This is a genomic window from Luteolibacter flavescens (assembly GCF_025950085.1).
In the GTDB taxonomy this organism is placed as follows: Bacteria; Verrucomicrobiota; Verrucomicrobiia; order Verrucomicrobiales; family Akkermansiaceae; genus Haloferula; species Haloferula flavescens.
In genome coordinates this window covers 16,221-36,813 of record NZ_JAPDDS010000019.1, presented here as the reverse complement: position 1 = coordinate 36,813, position 20,593 = coordinate 16,221, and the positions used below count along the sequence as shown (strand labels likewise).

Sequence of the window (20,593 nt, the reverse complement as noted above, 5' to 3'; positions counted from 1 at the left end):
AAATCAGAACGTCCAGTCGGCGCTGATCGTGTAGGTCCGTGGCGGTCCGAGATTGGAACGCACGCCGCTCCAGTTTGAAGAGACCGCGTAAACGTCGTCGAAGACGTTGTCCACGTTCAGGCGCACGGTCACGTTCTCAGTCACGTCGTAGGCCACGAGTGCATTCACCGTGACGTAGTCCGGCAGTTCGCCGTAGCGGCCGTTCGGGATGATGCGCTCGGCATCATCCGGGCGACCGACGTAGGACGAGCCGACATACTGGAGACCGCCGCCGACCGTCAGGCCGAAGGGGAAGTCATAGGTGCTCCACACGTTCGCGCTGAAGTTCGGCGTGAAGGCCAGCTCGTCGCCATCGAAGGTCGAGTACTGGGCGGTGTAGTCGCCCGCATTCGCCAGACGGCGTGCCGTTTCCCAGTAGGCATCCACCTTCCGCTCGCTGTCCATCCACAGCATGCCGCCGAAGATGCTCCACTCGTCGGTGATCTTGCCCGCCACGCCCAGCTCCACGCCCTGGAGGATCTGCTCGTGATAGCCGGTCATGGTCTGGGCCGGCACGGTCGGCACGCCATTGACGTGCTGGCGACCGGTGATCGCCACGTCATGGCGCTCGGTACGGAAGAACGCGAGGGTCGTCGAGATGCGGCCGTCGCAGAAGTCCCACTTCGTTCCCAGTTCGTAGTTCAGGTTGTACTGCGGATCCGCACCCGGGCTGTTGATGCCGGCGCCGGCACCGGGGAATCCGTTGTCACCGGTACGGGAGGCATCGGAGTTCGACAGGAAGGAGCCCGGCGGCAGGAAGGAGATGCCGGCCGCACCGTAGATGCTGCCATTCTCGGCGGGCTTGTAAACGATGCCCAGCTTGCCACCCAGGGTGAAGTCATCGCTCGTGTAGGTGTTCGGCCCGAGCACGCCCGCTGCATTGCGGTCGATGAGTTCCACCTCGTAGTACTCCGCGCGGAAGCCACCGGTGATCTGCCACTGGTCGTTCAGCTTCGCCGTGTCGTAGAGGTAGAGCGCGGCGGTATCGATGGTCACGTCGCCCGTGCCGCCGAAGGTGAGCGGCGGGAAGCCCGCGGGATTCCCGATCGGCGCATAGGATGGCGTGCTGCGGAAGGTGGAGCCGAAGCGGTTCGAGCTCGACTCCTCGCGCATGAACTCCAGGCCGGTCGCCAGCGAGTGCTCGATGCCGCCGGTGTTGAAGGTCCAGGTCAGGCCGGTGATGTTCGAGAGGCTGAAGTTGTCCCGGTCATACTTCGTGTGTTCCTGGCGCACGGTGGTGCCCGTCGCATTGTTGAAGCTGTGCGGCATCGTGAACTCGGTCTCGCGATCCGTGCGGGCGATCCGCGTCTGGTTGCTGATCGTGATGTCCGGCGTGAGGTCGTGCTCGAAGCGCGCGAGGAAGGCATCCGACACGCTGTCGTCATAGTCCGTGGACAGGCCGTAGTAGAGATCCCGGCCGAGGCGCGTGACGTAGTCGAAGCCACCGCCGGTCGCGGAATTGCCGCTCGGCACACCCCAGTCCGGGATGTCGTTTTGCTCCACGTGCTGGAAGGCGAAGATCGCGCGCGAGGTGGTGCCGAGGCCGAATGCCAGCGACGGCGCGATGCCCCACGAATTCATCTCCGCGTAGTTGCGGCCCGCGATGCCACCTTCCTGGAAGAGGGCATTCACGCGCAGCGCGGTGCCTTCGATCGGCGAGCCCGCGATGTGCTGGTTGTAGTCGATCGAGTTGCGGAAGCGGCCGTTCGCATCCGTCTCGTCAAAGGCGTAGGAAGTGGTGCCCGAGAGGAAGGTATCCAGCAGCGGGGTCTTCGTGACGATGTTCACGTAGCCGCCTGCCGTTCCGCGACCGAAGTCGGCGGCGGGGCCCTTCGCCACCTCGACGCGCTCCACATTGAAGATGTCGCGGGAGTAGCTGCCGCTGTCGCGCACGCCATCATAGAAGATGCTGCCGGCGGTGCTGATGCCGCGCATGCTGAAGCTGCTCATGTCGGTGCCGAAGCCGTTCTCACCCGCATTGAAGGTGATGCCCGGGGTGTTTTTCAGCACGTCCGTCAGATTGCGCGCGCCCTGCTCCTTGTAAACGGACTCCGGGATGACGGTGAAGGTCTGCGGCGTATCGAGCAGCGGTGCCGTCATCTTCTCCGGCGAGAGAAGCTGTGCATTGTAGAGCACGCGGTCCCTTTCCGCTTCCACGACCAGATCCGGCATCTCGCTGCTGTCGGGCTTCGATGGACCCTGGGGCTTGGCGGCTGGGGCAGACGACTGGGCGGATGCCTGGGCAGCTACGGACGCGAAGGTCGCGAGCACCAGCAGTTCCTTCGAGGACGCCTGGGGACGTGGTTGGTCGGTGGATTTCATGGTATAGGAGAGTTATTCAAATGAATCTCAATCTCAGCGGATCGGGATGATTCATCACGGGCGTGAAAAGAGAATGCAGCCAATGCTAGGAGCGGGCTTGCAATGCCCCGGCGGGAGCCCAGCCGGAGAGAATCTGCCGGGGAGATGGACGCCCGTTCTTGGCGATCCAGCGCTGCACCGCCTCCCGATAGGAAGGGACATTCGCCCGCGGGTAGAAGTCACCGAGGCCCAGCCATTGCCGGGTGCTCTGGAGCCAATTCATCACGGCCCGTATCCCGCGCTTGATGCCAATCTCGCGGAGCTTTTCGCGCGCAGCTTCCGCGGTCTCGAATTCCAGGATCGCATCCACCAGCACCACGCGCGCTTCCAGCGGAATGAATCCACTGTCAGCGATGGATGGCTGCGGTCGGCCGATGGAAGGAGTGTCCATGGTGAGGGTGCGGTGATCTCGATCCCGCCAGCGCGGGGTCGAACCAAGGGCACCTTACCTGACTCTCCATTAGGGAATGGTTAGCATTGAGAACTATTCTCAATAATCTTTCTCAGCCCCTCGGAAGACTCGCCTCAAAGACGACCGACTCTCCCCTGAGATAAACGCGCAAGCCTCCGCCGGACTTCTCCGCGATCTCCTTTGCAAGCGGCAGCCCGAGTCCCGCGCCCGGCATGTCCACCGGCACGTCCGCGCCTCTCTGGAATGGCTGCAGGATTCTCTCCAGATCCTCCTCCTTGAGAGCTCCACGGGGATTGATCGTCCGGAAAACGATGGAGCTTCCCCCCGCATCCATCTCCACCCGGATCAGCCCGTTCGCCGGAGAATGGTGGAAAGCATTTCCCAGCAGATTCGAAATCATGATCGAGACCAGTGCCGGATCTCCACGGACGATCTGCTCCTGTTCCAACCCCGAGGTCTCCACCCGGCGCGAATTCCCCTCGCGCTCCTGCTCCTGGGCAAGCAAGCGAGTGACGAGAGCGGAGGCATCGAAGGGCAAGCTCCCCGCTTCCTCCGCACCGCCACGCAACCGCGCGAGCTGGAGCAGGCCGCTCAGGGTCTCACGCATCTGCCGGGTCTCCACCAGCGCCGCCTCGATCCTCCGGAGCAGGTCGTCCCGGTCGCCGTCCTTGATGATCGCGAGCTCAAGGATGGAGTGAATCCCCGCAAGCGGCGTGCGCAACTGGTGCGCCGCGTGCGATGCCAGCTCGCGCTCGTGCGCCCGCGCAGTCTGCGCTTGCCGCAATGCCTCGCGGAATGAACTCACCAGCGGCACCAGCTCCGACGGGACGTGCCGCGGCATCTCGGGAACGCTGATCTCGGCCGCCGCTGTGTGCTTCGCCAGATCGGCCGCAAGCCGTTTCAGCGGCTGGACCATCCAGCGGATCACCAGCGAGATGACCAGCGACGTCGCGGCAAGCGTCATCAGCCCCGTGCGCCACAGTCTCAGCCGGGCCTCGTGCAGGATGGCCTCCACGCGCGTCATGCTGCTGGCATAGACCAACACCTGCGGGAAATCCTTCGCATGCAGCCGGACACCCCGCCTCTCCATTTCCGCCAGTCCATGGTCATTGATGAAAGGCAGGTGCTGCAGCGCCACCGCCCTCGCCGGCGATCCATCCGGCAAGAGGACGTTCTTGAAAACGGGCTCGTTCAACCCGCCGTCGAAAAACTCCAGCGTCTGCGCTCCCAGCTCCGGGGATCGGGTGACGAGGCCCGTCTTCAGATCGTGGAATTGGAAGAGCCCTCCGAGCTTCAGGGCATCGTCGAATTTCAGTGCCTCTTGCCACTCGTATTGCACCCCGGTCGCCTCCAGCTCCGAGGTCTTTGCAAGCACATGGGCCATGCTCAGGAGCTGGGAATCCACCTTTGCCTCCAGCGAATGGCGGATCTCCCGATAGAGCGATACCTTCGAAAGCCCCAGCACCACGGCGATGACGAGCACGCTGGCAAGGATCAGCCGCAGACGGAGCGAGGGCGCCCTCATTCTCCCTGCCCCTCCAGCATGTAGCCAAATCCGCGGCGCGTGCTGATGAGATCGGCTTCACCCGGAGCATTCAGCTTTTTCCGCAGGCAGTTGATGCAGACGTCGATCTTGTTCGTCCCGCCATCACCACCGCCATCCTCGTAAACGTGCGCCCCGATCTCCTGGCGTGAGACCGGCTGGCCCGCACGCTGCGCCAGGTAATGGATCAGCTTGTACTCCAGCCGCGTGAGCTGGATCTCCCGCCCGGCCCGCGTCACCCGCTTCCGAAGGCCATCCACATGCAGGTCCCCCACGCGGATCTCGGACGTCTCATTGTCGAATTTCCGCCGGGAAAGCGCCCGCACCCGCGCGACCAGCTCCTGGAGATCGAAGGGCTTCACAAGATAGTCATCTGCTCCCGAATCCAGCCCCTCCACCCGGCTCGCGACCGCATCCCGCGCACTGATCATCAGGATCGGCGTCTTGTCCCGGCTCCTCCGCAGTTCCCGCAGGATGGCCATGCCGTCCAAGCCGGGCAGCATGATATCGAGCACGATCACCCCGTAATCATGGTTCTTCGCGCTCCACAGCCCCTCATCGCCCGTCCTGCTCTCATCCACGATGAAGCCGGCATGGCGCAGACACTCGCCCATGCTCTGGCGCAACGGCGTATAGTCCTCGATCAATAGACAGCGCACTTGATCCGGAAGGAATCACCGCGACCCTCCGAAGCAAGCCTTAACACCCGACACAAGCCCAATCCGCCCCCTCAATTCCGTCCCCCGCCGAGTGCCATCGACCGTACTCGAACCGACACGCGGGTCACACTGCGACCGATTTCCAGCAAGACACTGAACTCACAATGAGCTCGCAATCAATTACCCACGAGCCTCGCCACTACAATACAGCGCGAACTGAAAATCCGTCGTATCCATGCCGCGGATCCTATCAGTGTAGGCGCGGGTAGTTCATTGGCTGATCCCCTTGGCCCGCACCAAGGCTTCCTCAATTGTAAGGCAATGGGGGCAGTCCGCGGGACGGGAATGACGGCCCTCATGTCCGTTCCTATAAGGTGACACTCTTTACCTGCCAAAAGCCGCCTTGCCTGGTGAGAAGATGCGCATGAAGCAGGACTCACCCGACAAGGCGGCTTTGAACTACATCCAAGCTCTCACGAGGAGCGGCGGCGCCTGAATGCGACGCCCAGGCCGCCCAGACCGAGCAGCGCCAGTGCGGATGGCTCCGGCACCGCGTAGTTCACGTCGATGGAAACGGTGTCCACGGAGAAGCCGAACCCCAGATCATCGGGCGCATTGGAGAAGTCGATGGTGAAGTGCTCGCCCGCCGCGATGTCCAGCCCGGTCCAGGTATAGCTATAGACCCAGAAGAATACCGAAGTCCCGGGATCGGAGGCGGACCACCGGTAGTTCTCCGGAGTCGAGGTGCCGTTCGGATTCTTGATTCCCGTGATGCCTGTGGCTCCATTGAGCGAGGCCACGAAGGGCGAAGGGATTTCCTCGAAGGCGGCATTCAGGCTGTTCGAATGCTTGATCTGAAGGGTGATGCTCTCGATGGCCGAGGACCCGGTGCCCGCGAGCGAGAAGAGGAACTGGGTGCCCTCTCCACCCACGCCAAGGCGCGCGGGATTATTGTCCGGCCCACCGCTTCCGGTGGTGTAGGCACCGGCGAAGCTCTGCGTGAGCGTGGAGGTGAATGCCGCGCCACCGTAGGAAATGTCCGGCGCGAGGTCCGTGAAGGCTCCCTGTCCGCTCGGGACATCCCAGTATTCCCACGCGGCGTGACCTGCCGAGGATGAGCTCCGGTCCCAGCCGGGAGCACTGATGCCGTGGAGGACCGCTCCCTCGGAAAGTCCCGTGACCGAGGCGACTGCACCGAGCACAAGCAGCGCCCGGTAATTTCTGTTAGATAACTTCATTGTTATTCGATTCGTTTGTTCAGATCGGGTTTTTCATTGCATCGCATCCAGCCGGACGAAGAGGTCCGTGCTGGCGCAAATCCTCAGCGGGACGGCGGCGTCTTCCTCGTCCCCGGCGACCAGAGTCCCATCAGGGCATGACATGGGCGCGTCAGGGCACGAGGCTCCCGCCCTCCCCCGAGGGCAGGAACCTCCGTCGGCTATCCGGCAGCCCTATGCACAAAAATCAGCGCGGCCTTCTCCGGAATCCCACGACCAGGACAGTCACCAGAGACGCGAGGGTCATGGCACCGGGTTCAGGTATCGTGGTGATCGTGAGAAAAGGAGCATCCACCTGGTTCCCGGCGAAGATCGCGAGCCACGCGTCCGGGCTGTTTCCCTCCGCCCTCCCCGTGAGCGCCAGCGCGAAGGCACCCTCGGCGTCCGGGTCCGCGAGCCAACCGTTCACCATCGACGTGAGGTCGATGTCGTAGAGGCCGAACCCGGAATCGTGGGCCACGGTCCCCATGATCGCTCCCAGGTGATCGAGTTTGAATGTCCCGTAGTTGTTCGAGTAGTCGAGCGAGGGATCGTAGGACGGGCTGGCGGGATTATAGACCCCGGCATTTGGATCCGCGGAGGTGTAGAGGATCTTCGTCGGATCGTCGGAAAGCGCGTGCGCCGCGATCGACATGCCATCGCCGATCCCGGCAGGGGCTCCTGCACGTCCCGTGGTCGTGACCGAGAGTATCGCGGACTGCACGTAGGAAGCGCTTCCGAAGGAGCCCTTGTCGAAGACCAGGTAGGTCGTCTCTTCCCAGGACTTCAGCTCGTACTGCCACTGCTGGCCACCGCCCTCCGGCGAGGCCATGTATTCTCCCATCTGGTAGGGATCGGCATTGCTGATGCCAAGGACACTCCCGCTCCACACATCCCTGCGGTAGGGCGCTGCGGGGACACCCCAGCCGGACGTGGCGAAGGCGCTTTCCGTGGGAATGATGCTCGTCGCCGCCTGCACTTCTGGCTGCACGAGGCCGAGCAACAGAAGCAGGAGCGGTAGGGGTCGGGTTCTCATCTTCATCTTGTTCGAAGGTCTCAAGGTTGGGTCAGAATCTCATTCACCCGGTAGAAGGCGCGGTCTCCGCCACCGGCGTCCGTGGTCGCCTCTCCGGTCGTGGTCGTGGCGGAGGCCGTGAATTCCCCGATGGAATTCCATGCAACCAGATCCACCGATTCCTCGATCGCATACCTGCGTCCGGGGACCGAGCTCCAGGTGAGGGTGACCTTGCCCACCCCACGCTCCCAGGAGAGAAGCTTGAAAGCGGCAGGCGGTTCCGCACGGGTGATCACCAGCTCCGGCTTCCACCCGGTGATGGAGTCGGCAAAGGCCGCACTCAGGTAAGGGGTATTCACTTCATCCGGCTCCAGCAGGAATCCGTGGTTCGTCTTCCTGCCGGAGGTCCACTCCTTCACCGCTGCGGTGACGTCCACCTCCACCCACGTGTTGATCTCGTAGATCGTGGTGCCCCTGCCGTCATTGTAGGGCCTGTCCCCGATGAGCTTGAGGGTGCCGATGGAGTCCCCGCGGCTGAAGGTGGACCAGCGCAGCGACGCCTCCGTCCAAGTCTGCATCTGGTAGGAGATCAGGACATCCCCGCCGATGTTTTGCTCGTAGGGATAGACCTCGGGAGACATGACGTAGAGCCTCAGCGTCGCACTCCCGATCTCCGCCTCGGCCATGCCGATAGAGGCGGACCCGACGTCGAACTGGATCACCGACTTCTGGGAATGCCCGCCTCCGAGTGCCAGGGAAGCGCTCACCCCGAGCGAAAAATCCGAGCCGGTGGGATTCCCCGTGCCTTGATAGACATCGCGGTCCTTGACCGGCGTCAGCGTCACGGACTCTCCCCTCGAGGCCATCTGCCCGGCCAGGATGAATGAGGCAACTACTAGAAACTTCATAGTTCGTTCAGAAGGTCTGCGATACCGAGAGGTACCAGTTCGTCCCCGCCGCGCTGCTGCGATCGCGGTCCCCGTAGGCGGCGGCCGTGCGGCGGCCTGCCGCCCACGACCAGTATTTCTCACCGAGGAGATTGTTGACCCCGGCATTCACCGTGAGGCCTTCGTCGGGACGCCAGTAGGCGGAGAGATCGGCGAGGAAATATGCCGGGGGGCGGAAGAGGGTCCCGGTCTCCGGAATGGTGTCATCCACTCTCCGGACCTTGTCGACATAGGTCCCCGTGAGCCGCGTCCCGAATTTCCCGCCGGGACTGTCGTAGGCCAGGAACACGCTCGATTTCCACGGCTCGATGGAATTCAGCCACGAGTCGTCGGCCTTGTTCTTGCCGATCGAGATCCCGCTGGCGGCTCCCATCCGCCACCCGGACAGCGTGCCGGACCAATACCCGAGATTCGCCTCCCCGCTCAGCTCGGCGCCATAGATGACGGACTCGCCGCGGTTCACCGACATGTTGATCTCGCGTCCCTCGTCATCGACTTCCCCGGTGAACCGGTTGTTCTCGATGAAGTCCTTGTAGAGCGTGTAGAAGCCCGCGACCTGGAAGCGTCCCGGATCGCCCTCCGCCTTGTAGCCGACCTCGAAGGCATGGCTCACCTCTTCCTTCAGGTCCGGATTCGGCAGATTCACCGTCCCGGCGGTGCCGCCGCTCGAGTCCGGGTGGATGAATACCATCGACAGCTCCTCCGCCGATGGATTCCGGATGCCCATGGCATAGGTCCCGTAGAGGCGGGTCGCCGATGTCGGCTTGTAGGCGATGTCGAAGCGTGGCGAGACCGCGACATTGTCGTATTCATCAGACAGCTCGACGTAGGTTCCATTGAGCGCCAGCTCCTCGATCCGGTCCCGGTATTCCTCGGATATCTCCGGCTTGATGAGCTGGTAGTCCACACGCAGGCCCGGTGTGAAACTCCACCGCTCTCCCGCACGGATCTCGTTTTGCAGATAGGCACCCGCACGCCAGGTATCGGACGGAGCGAAGGGAGTGCGGTTCCGGTCCGAGGGGACGCTGGTGTCCACCCTAGCAAAGGAGCTCTCGCTTTGCTCCAGGCTCACATCCACCCCGCCAAGCCACTGCTGCCGGATGGCCCCGTGTTCGTACTGCTTCAGTGCCTGATAAGCCAGTCCCGCGATGCGCGTGCCGAAGTCGATCGACTGCTTCCTCTTGCGCCCCTTCACGATCACGCCGCCGAAGTCGCGGTCCTTGCTCGCGCTGAGATTGTCACTCCGGTTTTCCGAGGCCTGCCAGTATGCCTGGGCCTCCATCTTGTCGATCCACGAGGCGGCAGGCTCCACTTCCCAGCGCAGGCTCGCCCTCTGGCGCTCCATCATCTGGTAGTTGAGCACATAGTTGTTGAAGCCTCCCATCGCAGCCTCCCGCACGGCGCTGCGCGTGTTCACGTCCACATCGCGGCGGAAGGATTCCAGGGTGAGTTGGAACCGGTGGTCGCCCGCGGAATAGTCGAATTTCCCGAGCCCGGAATGGCTGTCGAAGTTCACGGGATTCGGCTGGTACAGGGACCTTCCCTGGTTCTCCGTCTCTCCTCCATTCCGCCCGCTATAGAGCAGCATCATGCGGAAGTCCCCCTTCTCCCAAGCTCCGCCCACCTGCCGGGCAAGCATGTCATTCACCGAGAAATACTGCACCCGCGAGAAGCCTCCCCATCCCTTTCCATCCAGGATATCGGAGGCATCGAGGGTCCGCATCGCGATCACCCCGCCCATCGCATCGCTTCCATAGAGCGCGCTGCCGCCGCCTTTGTAGATCTCGATGAGGCTGAACATCGCCGGATCGAAATAGTCCCGCCCCATGCCACCCGATCCACCGGCACTCCCCATGTCGAAGGAAGTCGAGACATACTGCGGAGGCAGGCGGATGCCGTCCACCTCCAGCGAGATCCTGTTCCCCTCGGCACCACGGACATTGAATCCCGTGTAACCGCTGCCGGCGTATGCATACAGCGTATCACTCGTGCTGAAGTCGAAGGGAGCCGAGACCAGCGGGTCATACCTTGAAATACTACCCACATCGTACGTGCCCTCCCTCACGAGATCGTCCGCACGCACGCTCGTCACCGATCCATTCGAGTCAATCCACGGCTTTGCCGTGCGCGTGCCGACCACCACGAGTTCATCGAAATGGACCACCTCGCTGCCGCCATCCCCACCTTCATCCTTCTTCTCCGCATCGTCGCCGGGGTCTTCGTTCTCCTCGCCATGCAGGCCCGGCATGAGCACCAGCGCCGCTGCGAGGAGCAGGAATTTCGGCGGCATTGTCACCCGGATGAGAAATGGACTTGGGGAACTCACAGGGGAAAAATCATCTTGGGGAAACCGATCGTCGCGGTCGTCCGCTTGCACTTTCGTGGCAAGCTCCGTCGCTCATCTGGAGGCGACCCTTGCAGACGCCATGCGTCCGTTGCTACCGCCTGTTTGCTTTTGTTTGACGACCCCTTGTCATAGGGCATCACGCCAAATCGGCCCGTTTTCCAATCTCATATTTGCCTCTTGGAAAGACGACAGAAGCCCCTTTCAGGGGCCAACAATCGATCCCGAACTTTTGCCACAAGCGACAGATACGCCCAGCTGTATCGCTCTCACGATAAGGGCCATTCAGCATCTTGAAAGCCCCTCGCTACAAGACCATCCGGCCTAACACAACAACCGCCCGCGTGGATGCACCCACGGTCACATGCCGACACATGCATAGTCCATCTGACGCGCACGGAATCACCCGTGGGCAAAGCAAGCCAACGCCAGCAGAAGTCAATACACCGCGCGTGATCCGAAGGGTGCACTCGGATTCTCGCAGTCAGACCTCGGCTCCAGCGCTACCTTGGCTGATCAAGCAGCATGACCATTACGATACAGCCACCGATCTACATCGCCGCGTCAGAGCATACCGCCCCTGAAAGAACCTCAGACCACGATCTATAAGCTCATGCCCGAGGCCCCACCCTCACTCGCAGGACTTCTCTTTCCTGGTCCAGATCGGAAACCATCCGCAGGTGAAAACCAATAGAACCACTGAAGCCGAGCTTATTTCCCAGACGAGAATGCGCGGAGAAATTAGCGTCCCTTTGCTCTATGCTCACCATCGCGCTACTGACTGTCACGTCTGACTCATTCCTGCCTGGCTGCGGATCATCTTCGGCATCGATGTCGGGGGACTTGGATCGCGTCATCCAGATCGGCGCCACCGCACTGTGGCTTCCTTCCTCGATCGTCTGGGACGGACGGACCGTCGAGCAAGGCACGACCTGCAACTGTCTCTTCTTCGCAACCAGTAACCTCAACTTTCAGAGGCAATAAGGGCACCAACTCATGTATTCATTCTCGATGCCAACGCATCCGAGCACCCTCTACGTTTTTTGATGGAGCAGCGAGCGGTCAGATGGGGATCACAATCGGGCAGCGGTGGATGGGGTGGGTCTCGACAAGGACGGGGTGGTCGAAGGCCCGCTGGAGCAGCTCGGGGGTGAATACCGTCGCGGGGGTGCCGGTGGCCAGCAGCTTGCCATCCTGCAGGAGGGTCACGCGGTCGGCGTAGCGTGCAGCGAGATTCAGGTCGTGCAAGATGGCAAAGACCGCCGCACCGGCAGATGCGAGCTCGCGGGCAATCTCTAGGACCTGATGCTGGTGATGAATATCGAGGTTGTTCGTCGGCTCGTCGAGAAAGAGGAGAGGCACCTTCTCCTGTGGTTCCCCACCTGCGAGCTGGGCGAGCACGCGGGCGAGGTGGACACGCTGTTGCTCGCCGCCGGAGAGGGTGAGGTAGCCTCTGTCTGACAAGCTGGCGAGACCTACGCGAGCGAGGGCATCGCGCGCATGGGTGATGTCTTCCGCGGTCTCCCGGCCGTGCTTCAGATGGGGCAGGCGGCCGAGTAGGGCCACCTCGAGCACGCCGTAGTTGAAGGTGAGCGTGGTATGCTGGGCGAGCACCGCGCGGCGGCGGGCAAGATCGCGTGTCTTGTGCACGGCGAGGGGACGGCCATCCAGCCCGATGCTGCCTGCGGACGGCATCATCTCGCCGGTCAGCAGCTTCAGCAGCGTGCTTTTTCCCGCTCCATTCCTGCCGACGACGGCGTGGATCTCCCCGGCGTGCAGGCCGATGTCCACCCCATGCAAGAGCTGCTTTCCCCTCACCCGGAAGGATAGCCCGTGGCCATGAAGTACGGGATCCATCATAGTTCCCCGGTGCGTCTCTGCCGGACCAGCAGGATGAGAAAGAAAGGCGCACCCAACGCCGCGGTCACGATGCCCAGCGGCAGCTCCAGCGGTGCGACCACGGTGCGCGCTGCCATGTCCGCCAGCACCAGCAGGGCGGAGCCGAGCAGGGCGGAGGCGGGCAGCAGCACGTGATGATTCGGCCCGGTCCAGATCCGGATCAGATTTGGCACGATGAGACCGACAAAGCCGATCATCCCGGAGACCGCGACTCCGGCTCCCACGCCAAGCGCGATCAGCAACACGACGAGCGCCTTCACCCACTCCACCCTCACGCCGAGATGCTGCGCTGTGCTCTCTCCCAGCAGCATCGCATTCATCGGTCCGGCCAGCAGCGGCAGGATGAGCAGGCCGGGCAGGATGAGTGGCGCAGCGGCACCCACGGAGGTCCACGTCGCGCCGGAAAGCGAGCCGAGCATCCAGAAGGTGATCGCGCGGAGCTGGTCCTCGCTGGAGAAGTAGGTGAAAAGCCCCGTCCCCGCGCCACAGAGCGAATTGATCGCGATGCCCGCCAGCAGCATCGTCGCCACATTCGTCCGCCGGTCATGGCGGGCGAAGATCTGAATCACCAGCATGCACGTCAGACTGCCGGCGAATGCCGCAAGCGGCAACGTGTATAGTCCGAGCGAAGCCAGGTGCAGCACGATGGCACCGGACACCGCCAAGGTCGCCCCGCTGGAGATACCCAGCAGCCCCGGGTCTGCGAGAGGATTGCGGAACAGGCCCTGTAAAACCGCACCGGAAAGCCCGAGCGCGCCACCCACCAGCGCTGCCAGCAGCACCCGGGGCAGCCGGATGGCATGCAGCACCGTGGCCTCCAGCTCTGTGACCTCCGGCCATGCCAACCCGAGGAACTCCAGCATGCCCCGCAGCCCTGCCTTCTCCGCCACCGTTGCGAGGATGTGGCTGGCAGGAATCTTCACAGCTCCGGCTCCCGCTCCCAGAAGCATGCTGCCGACCAGCAGGCACAGCAGCAGCACCAGCACACCGCGGTGGCGCGACGGCCGCCTTCCCATGGATGCCGGGGAGACGGTCATTTCGCCGGCTTGCCGTAGAGATCCGCGTGGAGCTTCTCCACCTCACCCAGGAATCTGGGGCCGATCCATCGGATATTGTCATCCACGGTGTGGATCGCGCGATTCTTCCCCGCGGGCGTGAGCGAGACACCCGTCAGAGCCAGCGCACCATTCATGCCGCCCACCGCGCTCAGCCCCCTCTCCAGCATGATGATGTCATCCGGCGCGGCTGCGACGAGCGCTTCCGGCGTCAGGGGCTTCGTGCCCTCGGTGAAGTCGGCAGCATTCGCTCCTCCGGCGAGCTCGATGAGCCAGTGCGCGCCGGTGTCGCGACCATGAATCACGGCGCTGCCCGGGCCGTGCGCATAGAGGAAGAAGACGCGCTTCTTCTTCGCGAGCTTCGCATTCGTCTCGGCGATCGGCTTCAGACGTGCATCAATCGAGTCGTTCAACGCCTTGCCTTTCTCGGGTACCGCCAATGCCGCGGCGATCATCGTGATCCGTCGCTTCAGGCCATCCACCCCGTCCGTGTCCGAGTCCTCCAGGACCAGCACCGGGACCTTCGCGCTGCGAAGCTGGGCGAGCGGTGGCTCCTTGATGTTCTCCAGCGGCGTGATGACCAGATCTGGCTTTTGTGCGATGATGCCTTCCACGCTCGGCCTGTACGGATGGCCGAGGCCCGTTGTCTTCGCCGGTGCCAGCACGCGCTCGCCGCCATTGTCTGTCGCGACGATACGGTCTCCCATCCCGAATTCCACCAGGATCTCCACGGTGGAGGCATTCAGCGCCACGATCCGCTGCGGATCTCCGATCTCCACCTCCACGCCATCCGCTCCCTTGATCGGCGTGGCTGCCAGCCGGCCCAGGGTGAGCAAAAGGAAAATCACCGCTGTCGTCTTTCTCATCATCGCTGTCAGGTGTTAGAAATTGTTAGAACTCATCGATCCGGAAGAAATGCCTCTGTCCGCCGGGATCGGGAAAGGAACGCGCGAAGATGCCGCCCGAGCCCCTCAGCGACTGCTGCAGCGGCACCGCGCTCCAGGTGGAGAGATCCGGGCTGGAGAAGATCGTGTAGAGCTTGCCCGGCTGCGTCTGAAAGCTCAGGTGGATCTGGTTGTTCCGCCGGTTGAAGGTGCGGATGTTGAACGACGTCGAGGGCACGTCCACGAGATCGAAGACCCGCACATAGTCGATCACCGTGTCGTCCGGCAGCTCCGCCTTCGTGATGTCGCCCGCCCAATCGCCGATCTCGCTGGACCACTTCAGGTAGAGCGGGATCTGGCACACGCCTCCGTCCGAGGTGCGCCATGTCTCCCGGCCATCCACGTAGAAGACGTATTCCTCCGGCGTCCACCACAGGGAGAAAACGTGGAAGCCACCGTCCAGGATGCCAGGCGGGTGGGAGGTCTTGCTCGTGTTCTTATGGGCGGCCCCGTAGCCATCCCAGTGCAGCGCGTGGTGGACGGAGCCATCGCGGTGCGGCCACTCGAAGATATCGATCTCCGTGCCATCGCGGCCTTCGTTCCCCACCTTGTTCACGTCCGGGTGATAGAGCCAGAAGGCGGTCCAGTGTCCCTCCTCCCGCGGCAACTTCGCCCGTGTCTCGAAGTAGCCGTAGGCCTTGTAAAAGCGGTCGATGGTGCGGATGCAGGGAGAGTAGTACTTCCCATCGATCTTCTCCGTGCGGAGGACCATGTGCCCCTGGCCATCGAGAAAGGCGCTGTTTGCCCGCCAGAAGTGATCGCGTCGGGGCCAGTTCGGCCGGTCCCATTTCGTCCCGTCGATCACCTGGCCGTCGAACTCATCGTTCCACACCATCTTCCACGTCTTCCCGGCGGGTGGAGCGGGCAACAGGCTGCCCGAGGCTGGATCTGGAGCGATGGCGGGCTGCTCCCATTGATAGATGCGCACCCAGTCCACCTCCAGCCGGGACTCGCCGGTCATCGTCTGCGCGAAGGCGTCGAGCTGGATGCACAGGTGGTGCGGGTTGTCCGGGATCATCGCGGGATCGCTCAGGATTGCCGCGGGCTGCTCGTCCCCGCGGAAGGGTGCGTTCTCTTCCTTGTGATAGATGCGGATCTGGCCGGGCTCCCACTCCATCGCCACGGTCCGCCACTGGCTGGCATCCACCTGGTGCTGCCGGTGCCACGTGGCATCGCGACCTTGGGCGTCTGGATAGTGGATGAAGGTGTGGAAGGACTTCCGGTCGCGGTTCGTCGTGGTCTCGTAGATGTCATTCTCACCATCGCGCGGCCACTGCTCCGACTGCGGCCAGGTCAGCACCACGCCGCTGGTGGAGGTGCCGCTCTCCGGCGTGGTGCGCACGCGGAACTCGAACTTGCCGTAGAGGTAGTTCCGATGGTGCGCCATGCCTCCGCTGACGAGCTGGCCATTCACCATGCGGGCCGTGCAGGTGAGGATGCCATTCGCCACCGAGAAGGCCGACGCCCTCCGGAGCCCGTTCCCATTGTGGCCGGGACTGTGATACATCGACCACTCCGCGGCGTTCACCGAGGTGCCGTCGAAGTCATCGCGGAAAACCTCCTTCCATGCCGCCGCACCTATAGGAGCGGAGGAGATGAGGATGCCGAGAACGAGGGAAAACAGGCGCATCTGATCAGATCAGGTCAGCGGAAGATCCTCTGCGAGAAGGCGACGAGGTGAACCCGCCAAAGCTCGAAGTCATGAACACCATCGCTCAGGTGCCACTCGTGCTTGATACGTGCTTCATTCAGCGCGGCCAGATGCGGGGTTACGCGGCCCAGCACCGGATCATCCTTTCCGCAGCCTATCCACAGCAGCTTGAAGGCGCGGTTGTAGGTCTCCGCCTGCTTGAACTTCTCCACATAGGCATCGCCGCCCGGTGGCAAGGCGGGGCTGAAGACACCGATCCAGGCAAACTTGTCCGCATGCTCCAGACCGCTCTCGAGCGCCTGGCGACCTCCCATGCTCAGCCCCGCGATCGCGCGGTTCGCCGGGCCGGACAGCAATCGATAGCTCTGCTCCACCAGCGGGATCGCATCCTCCATCAGTTCGCTGCGGAAAGCGCGCATTGCCTGCGCATGGTGATTGGTGCCGTCGTCCTTGAAGGGCTGATGACCGTCGATCATGAGGATCACGGCGGGCACTGCCTTTCCCTCGGCGATCAGGTTGTCGTAAATCACGTGGGCCTTCCCCTTCTCCGTCCACGTCCGGTTGTTCTCGCCGCGCCCGTGGTTCAGCACGAGCAGAGGGTAGCGCTGATCCGAGTCCTCGTAGCCCGGCGGCGTGTAGACCACACACTCGCGCTCCTTTCCGAGCGACTTCGCCTCGTAGGTGTGGACGTGGATCTTGCCATGGGCGACCTCCCTTTCATCCCAGGATTCTGCCGCGTGCAGCGGCGCGATGAACATGGCGGCGAGCAGGAGGAGCTTTTTCACGATGCGGTGGTGGAGAGAGGGTGGAGGAAAAGAAGAAGCGGGAATGGCGAAAGGACGACCATCCCCGCTATCATTGGATCGAATGATGAATCAGGGCGCGTCGGTCAGGCGGTAGAAGCCCTTGCCGCCGGCCGGGCGGAGCCATGATGGCTTCAGCACTCGCTGCCTTTCACCCGGAGCTCCCAGGATCGAGGTCTCGGAGTCGGTCCACGCATCGAGCGTGGTGCTTTCCTGCAAGCGGTAGCCCGTGGCGGCGCTGTTCCACGTGACCCAGAAGGGACTCTCCGTCGCGGCCAGCGGTAGCACGGATGCCGGATTGATCGACGACTCCAGGCTGTAGAGCTGCGTGTCCAGCGGACCGGTGAAGGACTCATTCACTGGCGTGGGCACGCCCGTGATCGAGATATTGCTGAAGACCGACGAAGCCCGGGCATTCAGATGATGCTGGCCCTGCGCGTCGCGCACGCCCGAGCCGAAGTACACCGCCATGGGACCGGCGAAGGCATCCGCGATCGTTGGCGGCGGATTCTCCACTCCCGTGAAGTCCGGCAGCACGATCGTCCAAGTCTGTGTCGCTCCATTCGGTGCGACCAGCGTGACCACGTTGTCAGCGGTGAAGCGGAGGCTCCATGTGCCATAGACCGAGGGACGGCCCACCGAGCCGAGCTGTCCGCCCAGGCCATTGTCGGTGGTCCAGTAGCCATCTGCATCCGGGAAATCGATCTTGTAGCCGAGATGGGCCCAGGCGCTGGTGGCGTCGCCATTCAGCGTGAGACGCACCGCATGCGGGTGGGTGATGTTCGGATTGTGGCTCCACTCGTAGTCATCCGCCGCGGGAACCAGGAAGATGTGACTCTCGAATTGACCCGTAGCCCCAGCAGGAGTGCCGGGATAGCCCTCGATGGTGAAGCTGTAGGTGACCGGGGTCTCGGCCGTCGCCTTGCCGATCCAGGTGTAGTCACCAGGGAGCACACGCACGTTCTGATACTCGGCGGTGCCGAGCGTCGCCTCCGGATCGGCCGCCGTCAGCGAGAGGAGGAGGCCGGAGTCAGCCTTCTCGATCGCCAGCGCGGGCTCGGGCGACTCGCCCTGTGCTTCCGGAGCGACAAAGCGGAGATTGTCCACATACGCCACGCCGCTCGGTGCGCTGTTACCCGAGGCCGTCGACGCGAGACGGATGCCCGTGATGCTGGAGAGGGCCGGTAGGGCCGCAGCCGTCTGGAGCGGCGCGGTTACCCGCTGCCACACCCATTGGTCCGCGTAGGTGGAGGAGTTGCCCTCGACGCCGGGGATACCGCCGCCTTGGGAATTCGTCTTCGTGCCTTGGGTATTGAAGGAGTCGATCTCGATCTCGCGTGTCTCTTCCCCGTCCAGATACTGGAGATAGACGGTGAAGAAGGAGTAGTTGCCAAAGCGGCGGCGGACCGAAGCGGGGTCGAAAAGGATGTCCAGCTCCAGTGCCTCGAAGTCGCCCGCATCCACCGGCTCGGCGAAATTCCGCCGCACGTTGAACTGGCTGTTCGTGGTCTGGCTGTGCATCGCATCGATCATCAGCGAGCCCGATGCGGGATCTGCATCCACATCCGTGGACCACTCGCCCTCGGCATGCGGTGTCTCCTGGATGCCGCCGACGAAGCGCGGCGCGATGCTGGTCGAGTGTCCGATGACCACCGTGCCGGACGGGGTCGGAAGCACTTCCCAATCCGTCACCTCGCCGGAAGCGTCGAAGGAATTGATGTCCGTGGCAGGCGAGATGAGGATCGCCGCGAGGCCGTCACCGGTGATGCTGCCCACCGGGGAGGAAAGCGTGATCGAGTCTGCGGTCAGCACCGGCGAGCTGCTGGAGATGGCGACGGCTGCGTTCGCACGCGCGGGATTGAGCGGATGGCCGGAGAGCGCAGAATAGGTCAGCGTCGCGGTCTCGCTTCCCGCGGTGAGGGTCACGGGCTTGAAGCCGGAGGTATTTCCCCACTCGGTGACGTCACGGCTCGCACCCAGCAGCTTCACTTGATAGCGACCGCCCGGAATGGCGGAGAGGCCGGAGACCGTCACGCTGTAGCCCGGGGCCGAGCTCGCGGCCGTGGTATTCTGGATGTATTGGTTCAGGATGCGCAGCTCGGCCGCGGCGGGCGGAGCGGATGCCCCGGTGGAGCCGTCGAAGAGCGAGCCGTAGTTGAAGCTCACCGTGAGCGCGGTGCCATCGGCCGTGGTCAGGCTCAGCGGACCTGCCGTCTGCACGAAGCCCGGATTGCGACCATGAGTGGCACGCGCATTCACCCAGTTCCCTGCAGGCACTCCGAAGGCAGACTCGGTGGGCAGGACGTCGCCACCGGGATTCCAGGCGTCGGTCCAGAAATTGATGCCGATGGGAGCGGCGGACGCCAGGCTGCAGCCGGCGATCAGACCGGCCAAGACCACGGGGGAGGAAGATTTCTGAGCAAGATACGTGTTCATGATAGGACGCAGCGATGAAGCCTCCACCCATACACACAAGGTGATGAGTGACCCCGGGGGCAGTCGGGCGGACAACTCCACGTTGCCGCTGCGTGGATACGATCATGGCCGCCGGTCCTCAGCCCGGGCGATGGCAGCTTCTGGCAAGGAAACCGCAATCGATGGTGGATTCTGGACATCGGGACGCGGCATCCCGTTTGAAACCCCCTGTCAGCAACCCCCTCGCTGCTCAGCCCGCCAGGCTCATGCACCGCTCCGCGGCAGGCTGCGAGTGCAGCCTCTTGCGCGCCTCGCCCGGGGTGCATCCCGCGTGGCGCTTGAAGAAATGCCCGAAGTGCGAGGGATCCTTGAACTCGAGTTCATAGGCGATCTCCGCCATCGTCATCCCTGTGTATTCCAGCAGGCGGTTCGCCTCCTGCATGGTGCGGTCATCGATCAGCTCGCCCGGTGTGCGGCCGGTGAGGCACTTCACGCACTCGATCAGGCGATGCGGCGTCAGCTCCAGCTCCGCCGCATAGTCCTGCACGCGCCGTCCCGCCGGGCAGGCTCCCGCGAGGATGCTGAGGAACTTCTGCGTGATGCGCGCGGGTGCGCTCGCCTGCTCGTCAAACATCGCGGGAAACATCCGCGCCGACCTCACCAGCAGGAGCTGGATCATCTGCACCAGCATGGCGCTCGACCACTCGCCGTCTCCCTGGAACTCCTGGAAGATGGTGTCGCGCATCGCATCGAAGTCCTCGCCCTGGCACCCGGGGATATCCAGCAGGGGCCGGGAGGTGAGGAAGGAAAAGAAGGGCAGCGAGGACAGGTCCCCGGCATGGGGATTTGACTGCAGCATCTCCCCGCCGAAGGCAATGAGGCATCCCTGCGTGCTCACGTCCAGCTCCCAGCCGTGGACCTTCCCCGGTGCGATGAAGATACCGGTATGTCCGTCGAAGTGATGCGCTTGCCCGTCGCTCAGGAAAGTGCCACGCCCGCGGAGGATGAAGAGTTCATAGTACGGATGACGGTGGGGTACCTGGCGGCTCGCACGCAAGGCGTGGCCCCAGATCGGCTTCACGATCAGGGGTAGCGTCCTGTGGCGGGACGGATGTGCCACGGCAAGATCATCCAGGAGAGGAATGCCAGAGCGATGCGCCTTCATGAGTGAAGACACTATCAATGACGGATCATCCCGGTCTCAGGGTGACTTGCGATTTTTTGGCGGTGAATTGCCCTCTTTATCGTCG

Annotated in this window: 15 protein-coding genes; all 15 read right to left on the bottom strand. The window is 63.2% G+C overall.

Annotated elements, in window-relative coordinates; translation table 11 throughout:
- Positions 1 to 3: 3 nt before the first annotated feature.
- On the bottom strand, positions 4 to 2,361 hold the full coding sequence (locus OKA04_RS22665) for a TonB-dependent receptor (protein WP_264503509.1): 2,358 nt from the start codon (positions 2,359 to 2,361) through the stop codon (positions 4 to 6).
- A gap of 85 nt (positions 2,362 to 2,446) precedes the next feature.
- Positions 2,447 to 2,791: a hypothetical protein gene (locus OKA04_RS22660; protein ID WP_264503508.1), complete on the bottom strand. Its 345-nt coding sequence runs from the start codon at positions 2,789 to 2,791 to the stop codon at positions 2,447 to 2,449.
- A 112-nt stretch (positions 2,792 to 2,903) separates the two neighbouring features.
- Complete coding sequence (locus OKA04_RS22655) at positions 2,904 to 4,337, bottom strand: sensor histidine kinase (RefSeq protein WP_264503507.1); 1,434 nt, start codon at positions 4,335 to 4,337, stop codon at positions 2,904 to 2,906.
- Entirely contained in the window at positions 4,334 to 5,014 is a 681-nt protein-coding gene (locus OKA04_RS22650) for a response regulator transcription factor (protein WP_264503506.1), read from the bottom strand. The genes OKA04_RS22655 and OKA04_RS22650 overlap by 4 nt, the downstream gene beginning before the upstream one ends.
- 473 nt (positions 5,015 to 5,487) lie before the next feature.
- Positions 5,488 to 6,252 (bottom strand): PEP-CTERM sorting domain-containing protein, encoded by a 765-nt coding sequence (locus OKA04_RS22645; protein ID WP_264503505.1) that lies wholly within the window; start codon positions 6,250 to 6,252, stop codon positions 5,488 to 5,490.
- Positions 6,253 to 6,478: 226 nt separating this feature from the next.
- Entirely contained in the window at positions 6,479 to 7,306 is an 828-nt protein-coding gene (locus tag OKA04_RS22640) for a hypothetical protein (protein ID WP_264503504.1), read from the bottom strand.
- A 20-nt stretch (positions 7,307 to 7,326) separates the two neighbouring features.
- Positions 7,327 to 8,193: a DNRLRE domain-containing protein gene (locus tag OKA04_RS22635; protein ID WP_264503503.1), complete on the bottom strand. Its 867-nt coding sequence runs from the start codon at positions 8,191 to 8,193 to the stop codon at positions 7,327 to 7,329.
- Between the two features lie 7 nt (positions 8,194 to 8,200).
- Positions 8,201 to 10,522 carry a TonB-dependent hemoglobin/transferrin/lactoferrin family receptor gene (locus tag OKA04_RS22630; protein WP_264503502.1) on the bottom strand — a complete coding sequence of 774 codons (2,322 nt, stop codon included), beginning with the start codon at positions 10,520 to 10,522 and terminating at the stop codon, positions 8,201 to 8,203.
- A gap of 1,116 nt (positions 10,523 to 11,638) precedes the next feature.
- Positions 11,639 to 12,433: a heme ABC transporter ATP-binding protein gene (locus tag OKA04_RS22625; RefSeq protein WP_264503501.1), complete on the bottom strand. Its 795-nt coding sequence runs from the start codon at positions 12,431 to 12,433 to the stop codon at positions 11,639 to 11,641.
- Positions 12,433 to 13,512: a FecCD family ABC transporter permease gene (locus OKA04_RS22620; protein WP_264503500.1), complete on the bottom strand. Its 1,080-nt coding sequence runs from the start codon at positions 13,510 to 13,512 to the stop codon at positions 12,433 to 12,435. Before OKA04_RS22620 ends, OKA04_RS22625 begins: the two co-directional genes overlap by 1 nt.
- Positions 13,509 to 14,396, bottom strand: a complete 888-nt coding sequence (locus tag OKA04_RS22615) for a heme/hemin ABC transporter substrate-binding protein (protein ID WP_264503499.1) — start codon at positions 14,394 to 14,396, stop codon at positions 13,509 to 13,511. The genes OKA04_RS22620 and OKA04_RS22615 overlap by 4 nt, the downstream gene beginning before the upstream one ends.
- A gap of 25 nt (positions 14,397 to 14,421) precedes the next feature.
- Entirely contained in the window at positions 14,422 to 16,104 is a 1,683-nt protein-coding gene (locus OKA04_RS22610; RefSeq protein ID WP_264503498.1) for a glycoside hydrolase family 16 protein, read from the bottom strand.
- Positions 16,105 to 16,118: 14 nt separating this feature from the next.
- On the bottom strand, positions 16,119 to 16,910 hold the full coding sequence (locus tag OKA04_RS22605) for an alpha/beta hydrolase (RefSeq protein ID WP_264503497.1): 792 nt from the start codon (positions 16,908 to 16,910) through the stop codon (positions 16,119 to 16,121).
- 90 nt (positions 16,911 to 17,000) lie between these two features.
- Positions 17,001 to 19,364: a hypothetical protein gene (locus OKA04_RS22600; RefSeq protein ID WP_264503496.1), complete on the bottom strand. Its 2,364-nt coding sequence runs from the start codon at positions 19,362 to 19,364 to the stop codon at positions 17,001 to 17,003.
- Between the two features lie 229 nt (positions 19,365 to 19,593).
- The gene (locus tag OKA04_RS22595; RefSeq protein WP_264503495.1) at positions 19,594 to 20,463 is read right to left on the bottom strand and encodes a helix-turn-helix domain-containing protein; all 870 of its coding nucleotides are present in this window, start codon (positions 20,461 to 20,463) and stop codon (positions 19,594 to 19,596) included.
- Positions 20,464 to 20,593: the final 130 nt, after the last annotated feature.